22 protein-coding genes and 1 pseudogene are annotated in these 22,086 nt (G+C 69.7%); 11 read left to right on the top strand and 12 right to left on the bottom strand.

Features of this window, described 5'->3' with window-relative positions:
* The gene (locus IRT45_RS15695; protein ID WP_309240981.1) at positions 1–1,713 is read right to left on the bottom strand and encodes a DEAD/DEAH box helicase; all 1,713 of its coding nucleotides are present in this window, start codon (positions 1,711–1,713) and stop codon (positions 1–3) included.
* 125 nt (positions 1,714–1,838) lie between these two features.
* On the opposite strand from IRT45_RS15695, the gene IRT45_RS15700 reads away from it, so the two are divergent.
* On the top strand, positions 1,839–2,609 hold the full coding sequence (locus IRT45_RS15700; protein WP_194806595.1) for a TetR/AcrR family transcriptional regulator: 771 nt from the start codon (positions 1,839–1,841) through the stop codon (positions 2,607–2,609).
* Positions 2,610–2,672: 63 nt separating this feature from the next.
* Here the strand turns inward: IRT45_RS15700 and IRT45_RS36880 are convergent, their stop codons facing one another.
* A complete protein-coding gene (locus tag IRT45_RS36880) occupies positions 2,673–2,867 on the bottom strand; it encodes a hypothetical protein (protein ID WP_228534401.1) in 195 nt (64 codons plus the stop codon).
* A 430-nt stretch (positions 2,868–3,297) separates the two neighbouring features.
* On the opposite strand from IRT45_RS36880, the gene IRT45_RS15705 reads away from it, so the two are divergent.
* From IRT45_RS15705 to IRT45_RS15715, 3 genes are read left to right on the top strand one after another with little or no spacing between them, the layout of a single operon-like run.
* The gene (locus tag IRT45_RS15705) at positions 3,298–3,672 is read left to right on the top strand and encodes a DUF952 domain-containing protein (protein ID WP_194806654.1); all 375 of its coding nucleotides are present in this window, start codon (positions 3,298–3,300) and stop codon (positions 3,670–3,672) included.
* 15 nt (positions 3,673–3,687) lie between these two features.
* The gene (locus IRT45_RS15710; protein WP_030517228.1) at positions 3,688–4,170 is read left to right on the top strand and encodes a cation:proton antiporter regulatory subunit; all 483 of its coding nucleotides are present in this window, start codon (positions 3,688–3,690) and stop codon (positions 4,168–4,170) included.
* A gap of 4 nt (positions 4,171–4,174) precedes the next feature.
* The gene (locus IRT45_RS15715) at positions 4,175–5,353 is read left to right on the top strand and encodes a cation:proton antiporter (protein WP_194806596.1); all 1,179 of its coding nucleotides are present in this window, start codon (positions 4,175–4,177) and stop codon (positions 5,351–5,353) included.
* Here the strand turns inward: IRT45_RS15715 and IRT45_RS15720 are convergent.
* The 5 genes from IRT45_RS15720 to ppgK form a co-directional block, all read right to left on the bottom strand.
* Complete coding sequence (locus IRT45_RS15720; RefSeq protein WP_194806597.1) at positions 5,318–6,184, bottom strand: rhomboid-like protein; 867 nt, start codon at positions 6,182–6,184, stop codon at positions 5,318–5,320. The two genes, IRT45_RS15715 and IRT45_RS15720, sit on opposite strands and share 36 nt — an antisense overlap.
* A gap of 135 nt (positions 6,185–6,319) precedes the next feature.
* Positions 6,320–7,171: an MHYT domain-containing protein gene (locus IRT45_RS15725; RefSeq protein WP_194806598.1), complete on the bottom strand. Its 852-nt coding sequence runs from the start codon at positions 7,169–7,171 to the stop codon at positions 6,320–6,322.
* A gap of 220 nt (positions 7,172–7,391) precedes the next feature.
* On the bottom strand, positions 7,392–8,981 hold the full coding sequence (locus IRT45_RS15730; protein WP_194806599.1) for a Na+/H+ antiporter: 1,590 nt from the start codon (positions 8,979–8,981) through the stop codon (positions 7,392–7,394).
* 96 nt (positions 8,982–9,077) lie between these two features.
* On the bottom strand, positions 9,078–10,469 hold the full coding sequence (locus tag IRT45_RS15735) for an RNA polymerase sigma factor (RefSeq protein ID WP_194806600.1): 1,392 nt from the start codon (positions 10,467–10,469) through the stop codon (positions 9,078–9,080).
* A 152-nt stretch (positions 10,470–10,621) separates the two neighbouring features.
* Positions 10,622–11,380 (bottom strand): polyphosphate--glucose phosphotransferase, encoded by a 759-nt coding sequence (ppgK, locus tag IRT45_RS15740; protein WP_194806601.1) that lies wholly within the window; start codon positions 11,378–11,380, stop codon positions 10,622–10,624.
* Between the two features lie 118 nt (positions 11,381–11,498).
* Here ppgK and IRT45_RS15745 point away from each other — a divergent pair, with 118 nt between their 5' ends.
* Positions 11,499–12,410 (top strand): inositol monophosphatase family protein, encoded by a 912-nt coding sequence (locus tag IRT45_RS15745; protein ID WP_194806602.1) that lies wholly within the window; start codon positions 11,499–11,501, stop codon positions 12,408–12,410.
* A gap of 32 nt (positions 12,411–12,442) precedes the next feature.
* Here IRT45_RS15745 and cei read toward each other — a convergent pair whose 3' ends face one another.
* Positions 12,443–13,120 (bottom strand): envelope integrity protein Cei, encoded by a 678-nt coding sequence (cei, locus tag IRT45_RS15750; RefSeq protein WP_194806603.1) that lies wholly within the window; start codon positions 13,118–13,120, stop codon positions 12,443–12,445.
* Positions 13,121–13,667: 547 nt separating this feature from the next.
* On the opposite strand from cei, the gene IRT45_RS15755 reads away from it, so the two are divergent.
* Entirely contained in the window at positions 13,668–13,970 is a 303-nt protein-coding gene (locus tag IRT45_RS15755) for a DUF4193 domain-containing protein (protein WP_025351469.1), read from the top strand.
* A 76-nt stretch (positions 13,971–14,046) separates the two neighbouring features.
* On the opposite strand, the gene IRT45_RS15760 is transcribed toward IRT45_RS15755, so the two are convergent.
* A complete protein-coding gene (locus tag IRT45_RS15760) occupies positions 14,047–14,490 on the bottom strand; it encodes a DUF3093 domain-containing protein (protein WP_228534430.1) in 444 nt (147 codons plus the stop codon).
* A 229-nt stretch (positions 14,491–14,719) separates the two neighbouring features.
* On the opposite strand from IRT45_RS15760, the gene dut reads away from it, so the two are divergent.
* Positions 14,720–15,217, top strand: a complete 498-nt coding sequence (dut, locus tag IRT45_RS15765; protein ID WP_063014616.1) for a dUTP diphosphatase — start codon at positions 14,720–14,722, stop codon at positions 15,215–15,217.
* 1,430 nt (positions 15,218–16,647) lie between these two features.
* Positions 16,648–17,499, top strand: a pseudogene (locus IRT45_RS15770) (DUF3710 domain-containing protein); the annotation flags it as partial.
* Between the two features lie 45 nt (positions 17,500–17,544).
* Here IRT45_RS15770 and IRT45_RS15775 read toward each other — a convergent pair.
* The gene (locus IRT45_RS15775; protein ID WP_194806605.1) at positions 17,545–18,273 is read right to left on the bottom strand and encodes an alpha/beta fold hydrolase; all 729 of its coding nucleotides are present in this window, start codon (positions 18,271–18,273) and stop codon (positions 17,545–17,547) included.
* A gap of 265 nt (positions 18,274–18,538) precedes the next feature.
* On the opposite strand from IRT45_RS15775, the gene IRT45_RS15780 reads away from it, so the two are divergent.
* The 3 genes from IRT45_RS15780 to IRT45_RS15790 all read left to right on the top strand — a co-directional run bounded on the left by IRT45_RS15780 (position 18,539) and on the right by IRT45_RS15790 (position 20,582).
* Positions 18,539–18,961 carry an OB-fold nucleic acid binding domain-containing protein gene (locus IRT45_RS15780; protein WP_194806606.1) on the top strand — a complete coding sequence of 141 codons (423 nt, stop codon included), beginning with the start codon at positions 18,539–18,541 and terminating at the stop codon, positions 18,959–18,961.
* Positions 18,962–18,964: 3 nt separating this feature from the next.
* A complete protein-coding gene (locus IRT45_RS15785; RefSeq protein ID WP_375540103.1) occupies positions 18,965–19,750 on the top strand; it encodes a DUF3159 domain-containing protein in 786 nt (261 codons plus the stop codon).
* Between the two features lie 172 nt (positions 19,751–19,922).
* Positions 19,923–20,582 carry a sigma-70 family RNA polymerase sigma factor gene (locus IRT45_RS15790; protein ID WP_309240984.1) on the top strand — a complete coding sequence of 220 codons (660 nt, stop codon included), beginning with the start codon at positions 19,923–19,925 and terminating at the stop codon, positions 20,580–20,582.
* Positions 20,583–20,589: 7 nt separating this feature from the next.
* Here IRT45_RS15790 and IRT45_RS15795 read toward each other — a convergent pair whose 3' ends face one another.
* Together IRT45_RS15795 and IRT45_RS15800 are read right to left on the bottom strand one after the other, a co-directional pair.
* Positions 20,590–21,294, bottom strand: a complete 705-nt coding sequence (locus IRT45_RS15795; RefSeq protein ID WP_194806607.1) for a TrkA family potassium uptake protein — start codon at positions 21,292–21,294, stop codon at positions 20,590–20,592.
* The gene (locus tag IRT45_RS15800) at positions 21,291–21,962 is read right to left on the bottom strand and encodes a TrkA family potassium uptake protein (protein ID WP_030517211.1); all 672 of its coding nucleotides are present in this window, start codon (positions 21,960–21,962) and stop codon (positions 21,291–21,293) included. The genes IRT45_RS15795 and IRT45_RS15800 overlap by 4 nt, the downstream gene beginning before the upstream one ends.
* Positions 21,963–22,086: the final 124 nt, after the last annotated feature.

A 22,086-nucleotide genomic window follows, 5' to 3' on the forward strand; every position in this document is an offset into this window, starting at 1 on the left:
TCAATTGCCTCGCTTCCGGCGCAGCGCCGCCAGCAGATGGTCGTCGTCCAATCGGGCCAGCCGCGCCACCGCCGACCGTCCGTCACCGGCGCCGAGTCCGGCCAGCGCGGATTTGCGATCGTGCATGCCGGCGATATGTTCCTCGACGGTGGTGGCGCTGGTCAAGGTGGTGATCGTGACCGGGCGGGTCTGCCCGATGCGGTGTGCGCGGTCGGACGCCTGCGCCTCGACCGCGGGATTCCACCAGCGGTCGTAGTGCACCACGTCCGCGGCGCGGGTCAGGGTCAGGCCGGTTCCGGCGGCGCGCAGGCTCAGGATCAGGATCGGCGGGCCGTCGGCGCTCTGGAATGCCGTGACGATCGCGTCGCGCTCGGCCTGTGACAGGCCGCCGTGGAAAACCGGCGCCGCCACACCGAATCGCTGCGCGCAGTGGCGTGCCAGCAACTCGCCGGTGCGCCGATACTGGGTGAAAACCAGTGTCGGGCAGTCCAGTTCCAGGTTGTTGGCGAGGATGTCGGAGCAGACATCGAACTTTCCGCTGCGCCCGGTGAGCTCGTCGAGATCGCCGGTGACCAGCCCGGGATGGTTGCAGACCTGCTTCAGGGCGGTCAGCGCGGCCAGCACGCGCGCATGGCGTTCGGCGCCCGCGCCGAATCCGTCGGCCTCGGCCCGGTCGAGCAGTTCGTCGTAGAGGCGCTGCTGCTCCGCGGTCAGATCGCAGACCAGATCGGTGTGGATCTTCGGCGGCAAGGTCGCGGCGACCTGAAGTTTCCTGCGGGCCAGCACGATCGGCTCGATGGTGTCGTGCAGTCGCCGCACGGCAGCGGTGGAGCCCTCCTCGATGGGCCGGACGAAGCGTCGCCGGAACTGTGCCTTGTGGGTGAACGCGGCGGGCGTAACCAGATTGAGCAGCGCCCACAATTCGTCGAGATGGTTCTCCACCGGCGTACCGGTCAACGCGACCCTTGCTCGCGCGGGCACGCCCCGCGCCGCCCGCGAGACCTGCGTGCGGGGGTTCTTCAGCACTTGCGCCTCATCGAAAATCGCGGTGGCCCACTCGATATCGGACAATGCCGGCCCGTAACCGCGCAGCGTCGGATATCCGGTGACGATCACCGCTTCGGAGGCGAGATCGCCGAGCTCCCCGCCCCGCCACGCGATCGGGTGCAGTCCGGGCGCGAAGCGGCCGATCTCGTGCACCCAGTTGCCGACCAGCGAGGTCGGGCAGACCACCAGTTGCGGGCCGTCGTCGGCGCGTCCGAGCAGAAAGCCGATGGCCTGCACTGTCTTTCCCAGCCCCATCTCGTCGGCGAGCACCGCGCCGCCGTATTCGGCGGTCGTCCGGTGCAGCCAGGAGATCCCGCGCGCCTGATAGGGCCGCAACCGCGCGCGCAGTGGCTCGCGCAACGCCCGCACGACCTCCTCGGTTTCGCGGTAGGCCCGCACCGCCCGATCGGCGGACACGATCGCGGTGGCGGCCGCATCGGGCACGGCGTGCGCGGCGGCGGGCAGCAGCTCCGGCCCGCCCGCCTCCCGCGCGACGCGCTGCCAGGCCGACAGCGACGAACCGGCGTGGCCCACCTCGAGCGCATCGAGCCGGTCGGCGTCGACCACGGTGCAGGTGACCTCGCTCACCTCGATCGAGGCGCCGTCGGGCTCCGGCACGGCGAGCCGGACGGTCTCGCGCGCGCCGTGCGGCGGGGGTTCGGTCACCCGGCCTGCCCAGTTCCACAGGGCGAAGGCATGGCGGTCGGGCAGATAGGTGGCATGTGTGGTGTGCAGAGGGCCCTCGCTTATCTACGTATAGCGTACGGAGTATTATAACCCCGTACGGTGTAATGAGATTCCCGAGGAGCGTCGTGGCACAGAAATCCGCGTCCGACCGGGCGCGACGGGTGATCGCTCTGCTGTGGCGCCGCGAACTCCCGGCCCGGCCGGTGTTACGCGGGCCGAAGCAGACGGTCGAGGTGGACGAGGTCATTCGCACGGCGGTCCGCATCGCCGACCGTGACGGCTACGGGGCGGTGTCCATCCGCGCGGTGGCCACGGCGCTCGGGCTGGGGCCGATGAGCCTCTACACCTACGTCCCGGACAAGCAGGCGCTGATCATCGCGATGGTCGACTGGGTGGCCGGCGAAGACGCGCCGATCGATCCGGCCGCGCCGCTGCGCGAGCGTCTGGCCGCGGTTGCTCGCGGGGTGCGTGCGGAACTGCTCACCCATCCGTGGCTGCTCGAGGTGCCGCCGTGGCGGCTGGATCTGGGCCCGGGGCGGCTGCGCCGCTACGAGCGGCAGCTGAGCGCGTTGGAAGGGTCGGAACTGACCGATGTCGAGATGGACCGGACGATCGCCGTGCTGTCGGATTTCGCGACCGGCAATGCTCGCACGGCGGTCGCGGCCCGGCGTGAAGCCGACGAGATGAGCGATGCGCGGTGGTGGGAGGTGTACGGGCCGCTGCTCACCGAGGCCATGACGGGCCAGTCGTTTCCGCTCGCGGAGCGGGTGGGTACCGCGGTGGGGGAGCAGTATCAGGCGCCCGGAGATCCCGACGGCGCCTTCGAGTTCGGGCTGGCTCGTCTGCTCGACGGGCTCGTACCCGGGCCGGTGTGAGCGGAGACACGGAAAGGGCGGCCCGAAGGCCGCCCTTGGCTGACAGGGACGTGAGGAGCCGACCTATGGTGCCGGTGCCGACTCGGTATCGATGACTGCCTCCAGCTCGCGCAGGCGCTCCATGTGCTCGTTCGCGTGGTGTTGGCAGAAGAGCAACTCGCCACCGGCGGGAAGTGTCGCGCGCACGCGCGCGGCCGCCCCGCAGCGGTCGCAACGATCGACCGCGGTCAGTGGGGTGCTTGTCAGTGTTCCTGGCATGACTCCTCCGTCCTGGCTCCCGGCGCAGAAAGCCGTTCGCCTGGTGTGGGGCCCGCGGTCCCTTCCGCGGGCTCGCTACCGCTACTTCCCAGCAGTGGCTGATGACTACTCTGTCAGACGTTCGGGACGGGGGCTTTGTTCCCGAAGATGTTTGTATGTGTTTTCCCTAACATGACCAGGTATTTCGCTGTGGGCGAACACCATGGCCATCCTTGGGAACCTCGGTTCACCACCTGTGGTTCAACACTTCGGAAAAAGGCCGATCCAGTTGTCTGCTCGCAGATTACCCGCGCCCACCGACAATCAACCGCTCAATCAAACGTCCGCTTCGTTCCTTTCGGCGGGTCGCGCGCGCCACGCTGGGTATGGTGCTGCCGTGACTGCCGACAACGTTGCCTCCGCCGCCGACGCCGAGAACATCAACGGGCGCATGCTGGTTCACCTCTGCACCCCCGCGGAGTGGGAGCAGGCGCAGCGGATCGGCGAACGCGTGGCACCCTCGCTGGAGAGTGAGGGGTTCCTTCACCTGTCCGCGCCGCATCAAGTGCATCTGCCGGCGAACCGGCTGTTCGCCGGTCGCGACGATATGGTGCTGCTCTGGATCGACGTCACCCGCCTGACCGCGCCGCTGCGCTGGGAGCCGGGTGTGGCCGACGATCCGGGTTCGATGCGCTTTCCGCACCTCTACGGCCCACTTCCCGTCACGGCGGTGGTGCGCACCAGCTACTATGCACTTGATGAAAAAGGGACATTTCCGGCGCTCACCGCTGATCCGGATCAGTGGCCTGCCTCTCGAAGTGCTTGATCTAGGCTGGATTTCGTGAACGTCGATGTGACACAACTGCCCGGAATTGGCGTCCGTAAGGACTTCGAAGCCCGGTCCGGTCGCCGGATCGGAGTGGTCGCACATCGCGACGGTGGCATCGATCTCATCGTCTCCAAACACGACGATCCCGACGACTGCGCCGCCCAGGTACCACTCACCGTCGACGAGGCGGCTGTGCTCGCCAATCTGCTCGGCGCACCGCAGCTGGTCGAGAAGCTCAAGGACGATCATCGCGATCTACCGGGCATCACCACCCGCCAGCTCCCGATCGGCGACGAATCGCCGTATTCGGGGCGGGCGCTCGGTGACACCCGCATGCGTACCCGCACCAAGGCATCCATCGTGGCCGTGATGCGGGCCGGGCAGATCTATCCCTCGCCCGGTCCGGACTTCGTGCTCGTCGCGGGCGATCTGCTGGTCGTGGTCGGAACCCCGCAGGGCCTCGACGAGGCGCTCGAGATTCTGACCGGCGGGTGAGCCGGTGGAGTCGACCGCACTAGCCCTGTTCGAGCTCGGAGCGGTCCTGTTCGCCCTCGGTGTCTTGGGGCGCGTCGCAGGGCGTTTCGGCATGTCCCCGATCCCCCTCTACCTGCTCGGCGGCCTGGCCTTCGGCGACGGCGGTGTGCTGACCGTCAAGGCCGCCTCCGAATTCGGCCATCTCGCAGGCGAAATCGGCGTCGTCCTGCTCCTGTTGCTGCTGGGCCTGGAATACACCGCACCGGAACTGGTGTCGGGAATGCGCAAGTCCTGGCTGGCCGGCCTGCTCGACATCGTGCTCAACGCCACGCCCGGCGCTGTGGTGGCGCTGCTGCTGGGCTGGGGTCCGACCGGCGCGATCACCCTGGCCGGCGTCACCTACATCTCCTCCTCCGGCATCGCGGCGAAGGTGCTCAACGATCTCGGCCGGCTCGGTAACCGGGAGACGCCGGTCGTCCTGTCGGTCCTGGTGTTCGAGGATCTGGCGATGGCGATCTACCTGCCGATCCTGACCACCATCCTGGCCGGTGTCGGCTGGATGGCGGGATTGCGTTCGCTGGCGCTCGCCCTCCTCGTGATCGCGATCGTGCTGGTCATCGCGCTGCGCTACGGCCGCTTCGTGTCCGCGATCGTGGACAGCAAGGATCGCGAGGTGTTCCTGCTGCAGCTGCTGGGTGCGGCGCTGCTGGTCGCGGGCATCGCCTCGGGGCTGAACGTGTCGGCCGCGGTCGGCGCGTTCCTGCTGGGCATCGCGATCTCCGGGTCCACCGCGCAGAGCGCCGCCAAACTGCTGGAACCGCTGCGGGATCTGTTCGCCGCCATCTTCTTCGTGGCCTTCGGCCTCAACACCGATCCGCACAAGATCCCGCAGGTCCTCGGCTGGGCGGTGTTGCTGGCCGTGATCACCACGCTGACCAAGATCGCGACCGGCTGGTTCGCGGCCAAGCGGCAGGGCATCGGCCGCCTGGGTCGTGCGCGCGCCGGTGCCGCCCTGGTGGCCCGCGGTGAATTCTCGATCGTCATTGCGGGACTTGCCGTTTCGGTCGGGGCGGTGCCGGGCAAGCTGGCGGCGCTGGCCTCGGCCTACGTCCTGCTGATGGCGATCCTCGGACCGGTCGCCGCGCGGGTGGTGGAACCGGTGGTGCGCTCAATGCAGCGTCGATTCGCTCCGGCCGTCGGCTGAGGGCTGGTTCTGCCGCACCGAGGCGTCCGCCGACGCCGGAGAATCGATCGGCCCGGGCGCGGTATCGCCCGATAGACGGCGCGTGCCCGCGGGCCGCTGGTCGCGGATGCGCTCGAGCCGCCGCGACAACGCCACCGCGACCGCCCCGACCGCGAAGCCGATGCACAGCGCCGTCAGGTGGCCGTAGTCGGTGAACGTGCGCCCGTGCCAGGCGGCGAAGCCGAACCAGGCCAGCAACCCCGCCGCCCACACGGCTCGGGGCGTGCCGCGCAGATGAAAGCTCAATGCGGCCAGCACCGCGGTGGAGCCGTAGGAGGACCCCACATCGGAGGCCACCGCGATGCGCAGCGGGATCAGGTCGTGGTGCACCGCGAAGGCGATGCCGGTGACGACGAGCATCGAGGCGCCGACGTGGCCGCAGGCGAAGACCATGATCCAGCGCAACGTGCCCAGCCAGCGTTCGGCGAAGGCCATCACGGTCAGGAAGCCGAGGATGATCACCCACGGGAATCCGCCATCGGTCCAGAACGCCGAAGCGACCAGCACCTGCACTGGCTCGCGGCGCATATTGTGCAGATTCGTCGAGGCCGACAGGATCAGCCGATGCCCGGCGAAATCGCTGATCCCGCGCAGCGTCCACCAGGTCACGAACAGCGTGAACGCGTAGGCGCAGGAAGCGGGCGCACCGGCCAGATGGTCGTGAATCGCCTTCCCGGCCCGGTAGATCCGGTCCGGGCCGTGCCACCAGTCCAGCAGTTGCCGCCGCCCGGCATCGAGGTCGAGAGTCCGGGTCCACGGGGACCGGTAGTGATTCAATGCGGAGGACGCCACGTATGCCAGTGTCGCCCGCGCCGGGCCGCCGCGCCCACCGACCCGCGTAATCCGGTGCCGCGAGTTCGCCTCGCGGCGGATTCCTGCGAGCGAGCTGTGCGATCACCGGATTGCGCGGGTTCACCACCGCGGTCGTTATCGACGGTGCCGATGTGTCTCATCGGCGGGGTGCTCCTCGCGAGCGAACGGCTCCGCCGCCGCGGGTTCGGACTCGGTGCTGCTGGGCCAGTACCGGCTCGCGCGCTGCCCACGGATACGCGACAGATCCGGTTCGTGGATATCGGTGATACCGACCTGCAGGAACAGCAGCAGCGTCACCATGCTCACGCCGATGATCAGCGGCGTCAGCAGCTCATTGGCCTGGGCGCCCGACGGCGCCTGCATATGGTCGGCCATATGGGCCTGCATGGCGTACATGCCGGTGTAGTGCATACCGCACACCGCGACGCCCATGATCATCGCCGAACCGATGGTGGCGAACAGCCCCTCCACGTGCAGCGCGAACCACAGCGCCGCGGTGGCCGCCACGACCGCGATCACGATGGAGACGATGACCCGCCAGGGGTCGTAGTGCATCGCGACATCGGTTTTCATCGCGTACATGCCGGCGTAGTGCATCGCGGCCACGCCCAGCCCGGTGACCGCCCCGCCGGTCAGCAGCGCGGAGGTATCGCCCTGCCGGCGGCTCACCAGCGACAGGCCGATCCACACCACGACCACCGCGATCGCGGCGCTGATCAACGTGACCGGGATGTTGTAGCGAATGGTCGCCCCGTGGACCGAGAAGCCCAGCATCGCGATGAAGTGCATCACCCAGACGCCCGTGCCGCCCAGGGCGACCGCCGCGGTGACGATCCATCCGCGGTGCCCGGGGTTGGCTCGCGCGCGCACCATGCAGCGCAGTGCGAGCAACGAACCGATGACGGACATGACGTAGGCCAGTGTGGGTGTCAACCACCCGTAGGTGAACTGGTCGATCTGAAGCATGCGGACTCCTTGCCGAAAGTGCGTCACCGCATCCCCATGCCGGTGACCGTCCGCACATTAGCGATATACTCGCAGGTAGTAAATTTCCCGAACGTTAGTCCTGGAAAATAGCTGATGTTTGCCGGAGCTCCACCCCAGTTCACATCGGCGGTTCGCCCGACCGGCCGCCGATCGTCGCCACGTGTTCAGGGGACTCGACCGCGCCGCGGTCCCCGCAATCTCACAGCAGCGGCGGCGGGCGCAGATCCAATCGGCGCATCACCCGGTCCACCAGATCCGGCGGCATTCCCGGTTCGCGCCGGGCCGCCAGGGCCTCACCGCGCCCGGCGTCGAGGACGTCGTTGCTGATCGTGCGCAACTTGCCGGTCAGTCGCATGGCGTGCTCGACGGCCTTGCTGCCGTCGGCGGCCTCCGCTGCTTCCGGATCGGCGCGCATCAACCGGCGTTCCACGGTGTCGCGCAGCCGCTGATACACCTCGTCGGGCAGATCCTCGTTGTCGGCGATCTCCTCCAGCCGGGCCAGTTCCGCGCGCAGGATCCGCGTCCACAACCGCCGCTCCATGGCACGCTCGACCTCGGTATCGGCCTTCACTCCGGTCCAGCGGGCCACCAGGGGCAGCGTGGGCCCCTGCAGCAGCAGCGTGAACAGCACGACGACGAACGCGATGAACAAGACCTCGGTGCGGCCGGGGAAGTCCGCCCCCGAATCGGTGGTCAGCGGCAACGCCAGCGCCAGCGCGACGGTCACCACCCCGCGCATGCCGGCCCACCAGGTGACCACGGTTTCGCGCCAGGTGTAGGGCTCGTCCACGCGCCGGCGCCGCCACCATCCGCGGAACAGCCCGGTACTGGCGAGCAGCCACACCAGCCGCAGGGCGACCACCACGCCGACCACCGCCGCCGCCCCGCCGAGCAGCCGCGGCCAGTTCGGGCCGGTGGTGGCGAGCACCGTGCTCAGCTCCAGGCCCACCAATCCGAAGGCGAATCCGGTGACCAGCATGTCGATCACGTCCCAGAACGAATCGCCGACGATCCGGTACCCGACATCGCTGAAATCCGTCGCGGCATCGGTGAGATACAGCGCGCACACCAGGACCGCGAGCACCGCCGAACCATGGGCGGCCTCTGCCAGCCCGTAGGCGGCGAACGGGAGCAGCAGGCCGAGGGCCACCTGCCACGGCGCTTCGGTCAGCCGCCGCATCATGGCACTGCCGGCCCAGCCGAGCGCGAGTCCGACCGCCACCGCCACCACCGCGGAGATCACGAAGTCGATCGCCGTCCGCCAGGCCGAGAATTGCCCGGTCACCACCGCGTGCACCGCGACGTCGTAGAGCACCACCGCGGTCACGTCGTTGAACAGGCCCTCACCTTCGAGCACCGCCACCAGACGCCGCGGCAGGCCCAGCCGGTCCGCCATCGCGCTCACCGCCACCGGATCCGGCGGCGCCACCACCGCACCCAGTGCGAAGGCCGTGCCCACCGGCAGCGCCGGATACCAGACGTGGAAGATCGCGGCGACCGCGGCCGCGGTGGCCACCACCAGGCCGACCGCACGCAACAGGATCGCCCCCGCGTTGGACGCGAATTGCTGCCAGGAGGTGCGCCGGGCCGAGGCGTACAGCAGCGGCGGCAGGACCAGCGGGAGGATGAGGTCGGGCGCCAGCGCGATATCGGGCACGAACGGCAGGACGGCCATGACGAGTCCGAAGACCGTCATCAGCACCGCGGGCGCCAAACCGATGCGCCGGCCCAGTGGCTGCGCCAGGATCGTCGCGAACGCCAGCACGAAAACCAACACCAACTGATCCACGACAGCCCACCCTAGGGTGCCGTCGCGGCAATGCGCCGGACATAACGACGATGCCGCCGAGGCGGAACCTCGGCGGCATCGTCGGTGACGGGAATATCAGTCCAGGTAGTCGCGCAGCACCTGGGAGCGGCTGGGGTGGCGCAGCTTGCTCATGGTCTTCGACTCGATCTGGCGGATGCGCTCACGGGTGACCCCGTAGACCTGGCCGATCTCGTCGAGGGTGCGCGGCTGGCCGTCGGTGAGCCCGAAGCGCAGCCGGACCACGCCCGCCTCGCGCTCGGACAGCGTCTCCAGCACCGACTGCAGCTGATCCTGCAACAGCGTGAAACTCACCGCGTCGACCGCGACGACCGCCTCGGAGTCCTCGATGAAGTCGCCGAGCTGGGAATCACCCTCGTCGCCGATGGTCTGGTCCAGCGAGATGGGCTCACGCGCGTACTGCTGGATCTCGAGGACCTTCTCCGGCGTGATGTCCATTTCCTTGGCGAGCTCTTCGGGCGTGGGCTCGCGGCCCAGGTCCTGCAGCAGCTCGCGCTGGATGCGGCCCAGCTTGTTGATGACCTCGACCATGTGCACCGGAATACGGATGGTGCGGGCCTGGTCGGCCATCGCGCGGGTGATGGCCTGGCGGATCCACCAGGTGGCGTACGTGGAGAACTTGTAGCCCTTGGTGTAGTCGAACTTCTCCACCGCGCGGATCAGACCCAGGTTGCCCTCCTGGATCAGGTCCAGGAACGCCATGCCGCGGCCGGTGTAGCGCTTGGCCAGCGAGACGACCAGACGCAGGTTGGCCTCGAGCAGGTGGTTCTTGGCGCGGTTGCCGTCGCGCATGATCCACTGCAGGTCGCGGCGGGTGGCCACCGGCAGCTTCTCGCCCTTGTCGGCGAATTCGCGCAGCTTCTCGGTGGCGTAGAGACCGGCCTCGATCCGCTTGGCGAGTTCGACCTCCTCCTCCGCGTTCAGCAGCGCGACCTTGCCGATCTGCTTGAGGTAGGCGCGCACCGAGTCCGCCGACGCGGTGAGCTCGGCGTCCTTGCGAGCCTGGCGAAGTGCCTCGGATTCCTCTTCGTCCCAGACGAAGTCGCCGGAGGCCTTGTCCTTCTCCGAGGGCTCGTCGGCTTCCTCGTCCTCGGCTTCGGCCTCTTCGTCCTCGGCGGTCTCTTCGACCAGATCCTCGCCCTCGTCGCTCAGATCGTCCTCGGAGACCTCCAGATCACCGAGATCGTCGAGTTCCAGCGACTCGTCGTCGAGGTGCTCGTCGGATTCGTTGTCCGCGCCGGGGGCCGCCTTCTTCGTGGTGGCCTTCTTGGCGGGCGCTTTCTTCGCAGCCTTGGCTCCCGCCTTCTTGGCGGGGGCCTTCTTCGCGGCGACCTTCTTGGCTGGGGCCTTCTTCGCGGCAGCCTTGCGGACCGGCCGTGCTGCGGTGCCTTCTGCGGAGTCGGCAGCTTCGGCCGATTCGGCGGTCTGTCGGGTATTCGTGGCTACCACGTACGCCCTTTCGTGACGGTCTCGTGCGGCGTCACGCCAGAGTAATCATCCGGCGGAGCGGTTCTGTCGGGGTTGAACCCGGCTCTACGTGCCGGGGTTGTTTTCCGGCTCACCGCCGGTCTCGTTCCATTGTAACTATCGGCAACGAGTGCTCACGGCGCGATCCCGCTATCCACGGCCATCGCGGCGCCCACGATACCCGCGGTATTGCGCAGATGGGCGGCCGCGACCGGAGTCCGATTGGCCAGCAACGGTATCCAGTGCTCGGCATCGCGGCTGATCCCGCCGCCGGCGACGAACACCGTCGGCCAGAACAAGTCCTCCAGGGTGACCAGTACCTTCGTCACCTCGGCGGCCCACTCCTTGTACGACAGATTCTTTCGTTCCTTCACCGACGACGCGGCCCGATGCTCGGCCTCCTTGCCGTGCACCTCGAGGTGGCCCAGCTCGGTGTTGGGAACCAGGACGCCGTGGTTCAGCAGCGCCGAGCCGATGCCGGTGCCGAACGTCAGCAGCATCACCAGGCCGTCGATGTTGCGTGCCGCGCCGTAGCGGTCCTCGGCCAGGCCCGCCGCGTCGGCGTCGTTGAGCACCACGACCTCGCGTCCGCCCAGCGCCAGCGAGAACAGTTGACGCGCGTCGGTGTCGATCCAGCTCTTGTCGATGTTGGCGGCGGTGCGGGCGATGCCGTTGACCACGACGCTGGGCAGGGTGAGGCCGACCGGGCCGTCCCAGTCGGCCTGGGTGACGAGTTTGGCGACGGTTTCGGCGATGGCATTGGGGGTGGCCGGGTGGGGCGTGGAGATCTTGATCCGTTCGTGGGCGAGGTCGCCGGTGGCGAGGTCGACGACCGCGCCCTTCACCCCGCTGCCCCCGATATCGATACCGAATGCTTGCCCCCGAGCGGACATCGCGAACTCCTCGTTCCCTGTGGTCTAGGCCGATGAAGGTGCCAGCGGCACGTTACACCGCGCGACGCGCCCACGGCTGCGACCGCGCAGATGCGAGTCCGGGCGGATCTGTGGTCGGATGGAAACCGTGTCCGAGACGAATTCACCCGCCGATATCGCGGAAGCGCCCGTCCTCGATCCTGCCGAAATCGCCGAATTACGCCGTGTCTCAGTTTATCTGGCCGAGACCGCGGCCGCACACGTCCGCCGCCGCCGGCCCGAGGTCTTCGGCCCGGGGCGGACCGAGGACGGCTCGATCCGTACCAAATCGACACCCACCGACCCCGTCACCGTGGTCGACACGGAAACCGAGCGGCTGATCCGCTCGCTGCTGGCCGAGGTCCGCCCGGGGGAGACGGTCCTCGGCGAGGAGGGCGGCGGCAGCCTCGGAGCCGCCGGCGAGATCGTGTGGGTGGTCGATCCGATCGACGGCACGGTCAACTTCGTGTACGGCATCCCGGCCTATGCGGTATCGGTGGCCGCGATGCGCGGTGGCCGCTCCCTGGCCGGTGCGGTCGTCGACGTGGCCGGGGAGCTCACCTACAGCGCCGGACTGGGCGCGGGTGCCACCGTGGCCGGCGGCGACACCGAGCCGATCGCATTGCGCTGCAACGATATCGACTCGGTCCGGCTGGCCCTGGTGGCCACCGGCTTCGGCTACGGCGCGGCGCGCCGGGAACGGCAGGGCGAACTGGTGGCGCGGCTGCTGCCGAGAGTCCGCGACATCCGCCGGATCGGCTCGGCCGCCCTCGACCTGTGCATGGTGGCGGCGGGACGCGTGGACGCCCACTACGAGCACGGCCTCAATCCGTGGGACTGGGCCGCCGGAGCGCTGATCGCGGCCGAGGCGGGCGCCGTGCTGCGGCTGCCCGGCGCGGACTCCACCGGTGCCCAGGGGGCGTTGACCGTGGCCGCCGCCGCGGGCATCGCCGACGAACTCGCCGAACTCTTCGACCGGCTCGGCGTCGCCGCCCCCATTCCGGAGCAGTGAGCGCGGCCCCACCCCGGAGGGGTAAGTGCGGCTCAGCAGCGGGCGGTGCGGGCGGCCTGCAGCAGCGCCGAATCGACGTCCGGGCCGTTCGGGGCCGGGTTCTTCAGGGCGCGCAGTACTTCCTCGGCATCGGTGCTCGGCTGCAGATCGTTGCCGAACAGCGTGCCCAGGGCCAGGTCGACGGTGTCGTCGGTGCGCTGGTCCTCGATCAGCTCCGCGCACGGCGCGACGAGCTGTACCGCGGCCGCGGCGGGGCGCCCGCTCACGCCGTAGCGGATCTGGCCGGTGCACACCAGATCGCCGCTCAGATAGACCGGATCGTTGCCGAAGACCGGGGCCGGCGGGCTGGCGAAGCCGTAGTCACCGAGTTTCGACGCGATGTGCTCGGCCAGGCCGCGCTGGCCGGAACCGTTGAGCACCCGCACCTTCGCCTGAGCCAGCGGCGCCGGCTCCACATCGTGCAACCGCGACGGGGAGACCACCTCGCCCAGCGGCGCGGGCTGCGGCGCGTTCGGATCCGTAGCCGGAGCCGGCGAATTGCAGGCCATGGCGGTATGGGTGGCATCGGCGGTGGTCAGCGCCTTGATCCACACGATTGCGCAGATGAGGGCGAGAACCGCGATGAGTGCGACCCACGGCTGGTAGCGGCGCCGCAGGAACGGACGGCCCTTGTTGTCGACCGCGCTGCCTTCGGTGATCAGTGAAACCACACGCACACCTTACGAGTTGGCGGGCGGCGGTCGCGCACGCGGACACCTGCGCGCCGATCGCCAGGGCGGCCACGACGGACCAGGCGGCCACGGCTGCGGTGGAAATCGGCAGCTACGGCCGTGGTGGATATCGGGATCGTAACGATCGGCGAGGCCGCGGGGATCGCGATCGGGTCACGGGCCGGGGAACCGCCGGGCACGAAGCGGTGGCGTATCGCCACACCCGTGCGGTCGCAGTGACGATTATCCGTCGGTTTCGACTCGCTCGAGTTTTGATTGCGACTTTTGCCCCGGCGTCCGCTATTGTCTGGCGGCCCGATACGAATCGGCTGATGTGAATCAGGGAAGCGATTTCGGGAACAACCAGGGCATGTCCTGCGTTGACCGAGCGCGATCCGGTATGGGTCAGGGTGATCCGGCCGGGCGGCGAGCGGTGTACACGTGACGTACACCACGGCGGGGCGGCATCGCCGGGCGATTCCGAGAGGGATCGACGTTCGGCGGAGCCGGTCCGGGATATACGGAGTAAGGACGAGGGGAAGACGACATGGCAACCGACTATGACGCACCTAGGCGCAGTGAATCCGACGAGGTGTCGGAGGACTCGCTCGAGGAGCTGAAGGCTCGTCGCAACGAGGCCGCGTCCGCCGTCGTGGATATCGACGAATCCGATACCGCGGAGTCGTTCGAGCTTCCCGGCGCGGATCTGTCCGAGGAGGTGCTCTCGGTCCGGGTGATCCCGAAACAGGCCGACGAGTTCACCTGCTCGAGCTGCTTCCTGGTTCATCACCGCAGCAGACTCGCCAGCGAGGCCGGCGGGCAGATGATCTGCATGGATTGCGCCGCCTGAGCGGATCTGTGCGGCCGCAGCGGATTCGTTGCGCGGGTAGCAGAAGAAACGACGACAAACAGCCCGGCAGGTCTCGTCAGCCCGCGCTCGGTACGCCGAGCGCGGCCAGTACCTGTTCGGGTTTACGCGTGCTGATCAGCCAGTACGGAGCGGGGTCGTCCGGATCGTCGAGGACGAGCAGGACCATGGGCCCGATCCACGGACGATGCTGGACGAATGCGGCCGGGTCGAGCTGACGACCCAGTGCCGCGCTCTTCGCGCTGGCCGGCACCGCCACCGCCCGGGATACATACGTTACCGGTAGGTGGGCCCGGTCCGCGCGCAATTCGAGGATGCCGTCGGCATCCGGCGCCACCTCGACCCGGTGGCGGCTCATCCATATCAGCGCCCAGACGGGCACCGGGAACAGCAGCACATACGGCAGCCACGCCCGGATCCCCGGCGCGCCCATGTGAATTTCGGCGGCCAGCAGACCGGTCACCGCCAGCGCCACCGGCCACCACCACAGGGGGACCCACAGCCGTTCGGAATAGACCGCGGCGGTGCCGTCGGCGTGCGCGGGCGCCGGAGAGTCGTGGGGAGGTACTGCGTGGGACTGGTCGGACACCACATCATGCTAGGTCAGGCCGACATATTCGCTGTCGGCGGGAGCCGCTGCGCGCCGTCCGCGACCGCCGTCGAATCGTCGCCGCCACATCGGAGCCCGGCGCTCCCACGGCCCGGCCGCCGGACGCGTAGGCTCGCTGGACGTGACCGGAATTGCACCCATACCTCTGCTGCGGCTCGATCCCGGCGTCCCGGTGCCCACGCGTGCGCACCCGGGCGATGCCGGAGTGGATTTGTGCACCACCGAAGACGTCATCCTGGAGCCGGGCGAGCGGGTGCTCGTCGGCACCGGAATCGCTGTCGCGTTGCCGGTGGGCACCGTCGGCCTCATTCATCCCCGGTCGGGGCTGGCCGCCAAGACGGGTCTGTCTGTCGTCAACACACCCGGCACGGTCGATGCCGGCTACCGGGGTGAGATCAAGGTCTGCCTGATCAATCACGACCCGCGTACGGCGATTCAGTTGCGTCGCGGCGATCGAATCGCACAATTGCTGGTGCAGCGTGTGGAACTGGTGGACTTCGTGGAGGTCGACCAGCTCGACGAAACATCGCGCGGCGCAGGCGGTTACGGGTCGAGCGGCGGACACCACAGTCTGTCGCCGCAATCCGGCGGGGTGGGCCGCGCCGGAGGGGAGGTATGAACATGTTCGGCCGTGGAGATCATCGATCCGATCATGACTCCGAGCGCGACGACACCGACTACGGCGATTCCTATTACGGCGAGGGATACGCCGAGGGCGGCTACCGGACCGGGACCCACCGGGCACCGGATCTGGGGGACGGGGGAGAGTACGGCGAATCCGGCTACGCCACCGGCTATTCCGAGCCGGAGTATCCGGCCGGGCGCACCGGGGGCCGGCACGGCCGCGCGGAGCCGGACCACGAGATGACTCCGCCCGGGTACGGGGCGCCCGGCCGACCGGCGCCTCCGCCGTATCCCGGCGGGCGACCGGAGCCGTACGAGACGGGCACGCACGCACGAGTTCCCGCGCGTCCCGGTACTCCGCCGCGCGGTGAGGCGCCGGCCCGTCCGCCGCGCCGAGCGCCGGGCGGACCGCGTCCGGATCTGCCACCGGCGCACGGGGATATGGACGACACCGGGCCCATTCCGCGGATTCCACCCGGCCCGCTGCCTCCGCGGCAGGCGAGCGGCACGGGTGCGATCCCGCACGTCCCCGGCGGCCCGGCGGGCTCCGGCGCGATGCCGCGTATCGCGGGCGGCACCGGTGCGACCCCGCGTGTCCCCGGCGGCCCGGTCGGTAGCGGTGCGACCCGGCGCGTTCCGGGCGGTCCGGCGGGAACGGGTGCGACGCCGCGGATTCCGGGTGGTCCGGCCGGCGCCGGGGCCACGCCGCGGATTCCCGGCGGCCCGCGCGACACCGGTGCGGTGCCGCGCAATCCCGGCCCTCCGGCCGGTACGGGCCCGACATGGCGCAACCCAACGGGACCGGAAGGCACGGGTGCGGTGCCGCGGCTTCCCGGCGCCACGCCCGGTCCGGTAGGGCCGGTGACGGGAGCGGTCCGGCGGATTCCGCCCGGCGCGAACCCGGCAGGCCCGCCGACGGGCTCGGTCCCACGCCTTCCCGCCGGACCCGGACGTCCGGCGCCGGGGCCGGGTGCCGGGCCGGGCGGGAGGCCGGCTCCGGCGAGCCCGCCCGCGGGAGCTCCGCTTCCGCCGCGACGCAGGCAGGAGCCGATGGGTGCGCCGACGGCTACCGGCCGGCACCCCGTGGTGCCCGCACACCAGCGCCCGGATTCCGGTGACGCCGACTACGGCCACCCGCAGCGGGGGCGCCATCGTCCCGCGGATGTCGACGCCGGCTATCGCGAGCCCGCGCAGCCGCGTGCCGCGGTGCCGGACTCCTACGCCGACCACGGCTACGATCCCGCCGAATCCGGCCCGGCCACAGGCGGTTTCGCCGTTGCCGACCCCTACCGGCAGCCGGCCGGGGCGCATACGGGCGACGCGTACGGCGAAGCTTCCGAGTACGCCGATGCCTACGCCGAGGAGCCCGCCGGAACATCGGGCTACGCCGACGGTTCCGCCTATGCCGGTGCGCAGGCGTATGCCGAGGACGACGGCTACGACGCCGAATCCCTCGGTCACGACGCCGGCGAGTACGACGCCGGCTACTCCGACTACGACGACGAGTACGACGCCGACGGCTACGACGACCAGGACGGCGACGACGAGGACGGCGAGGCCGAGGATTCCGCCCCGCGGACCGGGCCCTTCGATTACGAAGAGGTGTCCGAGATCCTCGCCGAGATCTCCGATCAGCATCTCGATCTGGGTTCGGTGCTGCTCCCCGTCCCCGACGGCGGCCAGTTGCAGGTGGAGATGACGCCCGACGGCACGCCGCAGGCGGTCCATCTCGCGACCCCGCACGGACGTCTCACCGTGGCCGCCTACGCGGCACCGAAGTCGCCGGGCCAGTGGCGGACCGTTGCCGCGGACCTGGCGGAATCGCTGCGGGCCGACGGCGCGCAGGTCTCGGTGCAGACCGGGCCGTGGGGCCGTGAACTGCACGCGGTGACCGAGGGCGCCGATCTGCGTTTCATCGGTGTCGACGGCTATCGCTGGATGGTCCGGCTGGTAGCGGCGGGGCCGTCGGGCGCCGCCGACGAGGGCGGTCCGCTGGTCGAGGCGGCTCGGGCGATCCTCGCCGAAACCGTCGTGCGTCGTGGCGAGGAGCCGATGCCGGTGCGGGAACCGCTGCCGGTGGTGCTGCCGCAGGAACTCGCCGACCAGTTGATCGCCGCGCATCAGCAGCAGGTCGAGGCGCAGCAGCAGGCGCTGGCCGCGCAGGCGGCCGCGGCGGAGGCGGCCGCGACGGGCACCTTCCCCGTGGTCACCGCCGAACAGCAGGGACCGCGCCGCGGCGCCGGAGGTTCGGCGATGCAGCAACTCGGTCGCAACTGATCGGCACCGGGCGCCCGCGGAAGTAGCGCGGGCGCCCGGCGGCCGTCACGCCTGCAGTGTGGGCGCGATCAGGCCGGGGATGCCCCGGGCGCCGAGAATCCCCGGATCGGCGCCGAGTTCGTCGAGGGTGATGCGGTGGATGCGCGCCTGCGGGATCAGCTCGTACCACTGTTCGGCGACGGTCAGCGGATGCACCGGATCGTCGATCGCGCCGACGATTGTGGTCGGAACCCGCAGTGCCGCAAGCAATTCCGTGTCCGGCCAGGCGTAGGTGGCGGCCTCTTCCAGTGCCGAGGGCAGATCGGGCCAGTGGGTGCGCCACGACTGGGTCAGTGCCTGTCCCAGCCAGGCGGGGCTGCCCGCCCGCATCCGCTCGATCACCGGCTCCAGGCCGTCGGCGCGCAGCTGAGCCGCCGTGGTCGCCGCGCTCAGGGCCGCCGGGCATCCCGTGATGTCGGAGCCGGTCCACGCCGGCAGGGCCGCGACCACACCGAACGCCGATTCCGGATGGGCGGCGGCCCATTCCACCGCGATCGCGGCGCCCAGCGAGATTCCGGCGGCGAGCACCGGCCCGGTGCGGGCCGCCTCGTCGAGGGCCGCCCGGCAGCTCGCGACCACCGCCCGCGGATCCGGTTCCACCGCCATGAACGGCAGATCCCTGGCGGCACAAGCGGTTTCGAACGCACGCCGGGCGAAGTCGGCGTCGGATCCGGTCCCCGGCAGGGCGACGACGACGGCAGGGCGCGGGCCGCCGGAACGGGGTAGCTCTGACACGGGCCGCAGCCTAGCCGGTGGGCCGGGCGAACCCGCGTCGCGAGGCTCGGAAAACGTGTTGTCGACCACTCGAATCCGAGGGTTCGCGCGCGGATGGGCGGGGAACCCAGCACACGGTGCGGTCAGCGCCGTCTCGGTGGTGCGGGCTCCCGTAGCGAGGGCGTCCGGGTGCATCTACAGTGGCGGTGTACGGCCCATCAGCCGGTCGTGTGGGAAACCGACGACGTGTGACCCACGCCGTCTGTAGTGCAGGAAGTGTTGCAAGATGCCTTTCACAGGCGGAAACAAGGCGGGTCCCGGTGCCGCGGGCAAGGTAGGACCCGACAGCGGTTATTTCCGGCGCCTGGGGCGTCGTCTGACGGCCGATCTCGACGTCCTCGATGCGGAGGAGCTGGCGGAGACCTCCGAAGCGTCGGGCGCGTGCAGGGCGGCGGAATGCCGACGTGGCGAAGAGGTCACCATGCTGGGGCGATTGCGCAGTGTGGAGGCGTGTCCGAAGTCAGTGAGCGCTTCGGTGGAGGCCGAATTCTTCGACGGCACCGACGCGGTGACCTTGGTATGGATCGGCAGGCGCCGCATACCCGGTGTCGAATCGGGACGCCGTATCCTGGTCCGTGGCCGCATCGGTGAACGCGATGGCGCCAAGGTGATGTTCAACCCCTACTACGAACTCCGCGAGAATTCCTGACGTATGCCGATACCCCACAACGACGAGGGCGCCGACCCGGCCGCCGGGGCCCGGCTCCGCGCGAACCCCGTTGCGGGGCGCGGTCGTCACCGCCTGCGCGAGTCCGACGGCGAATCCCCGGCCCGGCATCCGGCCGCGGGCGATGACGGCCACGCCTACACCGGCGAGGACCGTGAGGAAGAGATCCAGCAGACGCTGCTCGAGCAGCTCGGCGGTATCAGCGGACTGATCTATTCCACGCTGCCGGTGGTGGTGTTCGTCCCCGCGAACACGCTGTGGGGTTTGACGGCCGCCATCTGGACGGCGCTGGCCACCGCCGCCGGTGTCCTGGTCTGGCGGCTGATCCGCCGGTCGCCGATCCAGCCCGCGATCTCCGGATTCATCGGGGTCGCGGTCTGCGCCTTCATCGCTCACCGCACCGGCGCGGCGAAGGGATATTTCCTCTTCGGTATCTGGGCGAGCCTGGTCTACGCCGGGGTCTTCCTGGTGTCGCTGCTGGTGCGCTGGCCGCTGGCCGGGGTCATCTGGGGAGTGCTCAACGGGCACGGCCACAGTTGGCGTTCGGACCGGCGCGCGATGCGACTCTACGATCTGGCCACCGTGGTGTGGGTGGTCGTCTTCGGCGCCCGCTACCTGGTGCAGAACCATTTCTACGACACCGACAGCACCGGCTGGCTGGCCGCCGCCCGCATCGCGATGGGCTGGCCCTTGACCGCGGTCGCGCTGCTGGTCACGGTGTGGGCGGTACGCCGCGCCGGCCATATGCCGGTCTCCTCGGCCACCGAATAGCGCGCCGGAGGATCGACCGGCGGACCGAACCGACTCGAAGTCGGGTTATGCCACCAATTCTGAGGGCACGCAACGACGGGGTGGGGTGAACCCACCCCTGGGGTATCTATTCCGCGAACCGGATTCGGCGCACGATCGTGGTAGTCAGTAGCGATCGGCGAGAGGATCTTCGGTGGATACCGAGAACAACACGGTGACGGCGCCCGGCCCGGCGAAGGGTGCGGGAGTGCGGTCACCGAGATCGGCGCCCGCGAGTTCCGACAGCCGCCGCGCCGCCGCCGAACTGGACCGCCTGATCGGGCCGGCCGCCGCGGGCGATCAGCGCGCGGTCACCGAGATCATCCGCATCGTGCATCCCCTGGTACGCCGCTATTGCGCCGCGCGCGTCGGAAGCAGCAACAACCCGCACGTCACCGCCGACGACATCGCGCAGGAGATATGCATCGCGACCGTCACCGCGATTCCCCGCTACCGTGATCAGGGAAAATCGTTTCTGGCCTTCGTCTACGGCATCTCCGCGAACAAGGTGGCCGACGCGTTCCGCCGCGCCCAGCAGCACCCGTCCTATCCGGTGGCCGAATTCCCCGACAGCGCATCCACCGCACCGGGACCCGAGGAGCTGGCGCTCAATCTGGAACGCCGCCAGGCCACCCGCGAGCTGATGAAGATCCTCGCGCCCGCCCATCGCGAGGTGCTGGTGATGCGGATCGTGCTCGGCTGGACAGCCGCGCAGACCGCCGAGGCGATCGGCACGAGCCCCGGCGTGGTCCGGGTCATGCAGCATCGCGCGCTGACCAAGCTGCGCGCGCAGCTCGTCCCCGAAAGCGCCTGAGCCACGCTCAGATCGAGGCGGGCGGCTCCGCGCCGGTGGGCGCCGCGCCCGCCGGCTCCGTGGCCAGTCTGCGGCGCAGTTCTTCCTCGGCCTCCACCGTGGACACGAACAGCAGCTCGTCCTCGCCCTCGAGCGGATCGTCGGGCTGCGGGACGATCACCCGGCCGCCGCGCAGGATCGTCACCAGGGCGACATCGCGGGGCAGCGAGAGCGTGCGGACCGCGCGGCCGGCCAGCGCGGTATCGGTGGGCAGCGTGATCTCGACCAGATTCGCCTGGCCCTGACGCAGCGTCATCAGCCGGACCAGGTCGCCGACCGAGACCGCTTCCTCGGCCAGCGAGGCCAGCAGCCGTGGTGTCGAGACCGCGACATCCACACCCCAGGAACCGTCGAACAGCCACTCGTTGCGCGGATCGTTGACCCGGGCCACCACCCGGCGCACCCCGAATTCGGTCTTGGCGAGCAGGCTGAACACGAGATTCGCCTTGTCGTCGCCGGTGGCCGCGATCACCACCTCGTAGTCCTGCAGGCCCGCTTCCTCGAGCAGTTCGAGTTCGCACGCGTCGCCGTGCATCCAGGTGGCCGAGGGCGCGACAGCCGGGTCGATATGGTCGAGCCGACGCTCGAGCAGGGTCACCCGATGCCCGCCCCGCAGCAATTCCTGGGCGATGGAGCGGCCGACGGCGCCTGCTCCCGCGATCGCTACGTTCACGACTTGTCCTCGCTCGAAGGTGCGGTGGCGGCGACGGCGACGGCCTCGCCGACCTTGTCGGAGACGGCGGCGATGTAGACCGTGTCGTCGGCCTGCAGCACCGTTTTGCTGGTGGGCAGCAGTGCTTGTCCGAAGCGGACCAGGAAGGCCACCCGCACCGGCACCGCATCCTCCAGATCACGCACGGTACGCCCGTACCAGTCCTCATGCAGGACGAGTTCGGTGACCGAGCCGGTGCCGGTGGGATCGCGCCAGGTGGCGGTGGTTTCGTCGCCGGTGAGCGTGCGCAGGAACCGGTCGGTGGTCCACGGCACGGTGGCGATGGTCGGGATGCCGAGCCGCTCGTAGACCGCCGCGCGTTTGGCGTCGTAGATGCGGGCCACCACCCGTTCCACCCCGAAGGTCTCGCGGGCGACGCGCGCGGAGATGATGTTGGAGTTGTCGCCGTTGGACACCGCCGCGAACGCCCCGGCGCGTTCGATCCCCGCGCGGATCAGTACGCCCCGATCGAAGCCGACGCCGGTGACCCGCTCACCGGGAAAATCCTTGCCCAGGCGCAGGAATGCGCCCGGATCCCGGTCGATCACGGCTACCTCGTGGCCGATCCGGACCAGGGCGCGCGCCAATGCGGAGCCGACTCGGCCGCACCCCATGATCACTACGTACACCGTGTCAACCCCAATTCCGCCGAAAACCGTGGTGTGCGGTCTGGTTCCCTCTCGGGGGAACCGTACCCGTTGACGGTTCCCCGCAGCACGTTCCCCCATTCGCCGGCACCGAAACGCGAGTGAA

Source organism: Nocardia sp. BSTN01, from assembly GCF_015354405.1.
Lineage (GTDB): Bacteria > Actinomycetota > Actinomycetes > Mycobacteriales > Mycobacteriaceae > Nocardia.

What these genes read in the sequence shown, in the direction of transcription:
- IRT45_RS15700 (WP_194806595.1), top strand. Translation starts at nt 1,839, where the DNA reads ATGAGATTCCCGAGGAGCGTCGTGGCACAGAAATCCGCGTCCGACCGG.
- IRT45_RS36880 (WP_228534401.1), bottom strand. Translation starts at nt 2,867, where the DNA reads ATGCCAGGAACACTGACAAGCACCCCACTGACCGCGGTCGATCGTTGC.
- IRT45_RS15705 (WP_194806654.1), top strand. Translation starts at nt 3,298, where the DNA reads ATGCTGGTTCACCTCTGCACCCCCGCGGAGTGGGAGCAGGCGCAGCGG.
- IRT45_RS15725 (WP_194806598.1), bottom strand. Translation starts at nt 7,171, where the DNA reads ATGCTTCAGATCGACCAGTTCACCTACGGGTGGTTGACACCCACACTG.
- ppgK (WP_194806601.1), bottom strand. Translation starts at nt 11,380, where the DNA reads ATGTCCGCTCGGGGGCAAGCATTCGGTATCGATATCGGGGGCAGCGGG.
- IRT45_RS15745 (WP_194806602.1), top strand. Translation starts at nt 11,499, where the DNA reads ATGGAAACCGTGTCCGAGACGAATTCACCCGCCGATATCGCGGAAGCG.
- IRT45_RS15755 (WP_025351469.1), top strand. Translation starts at nt 13,668, where the DNA reads ATGGCAACCGACTATGACGCACCTAGGCGCAGTGAATCCGACGAGGTG.
- IRT45_RS15780 (WP_194806606.1), top strand. Translation starts at nt 18,539, where the DNA reads ATGCCTTTCACAGGCGGAAACAAGGCGGGTCCCGGTGCCGCGGGCAAG.
- IRT45_RS15785 (WP_375540103.1), top strand. Translation starts at nt 18,965, where the DNA reads ATGCCGATACCCCACAACGACGAGGGCGCCGACCCGGCCGCCGGGGCC.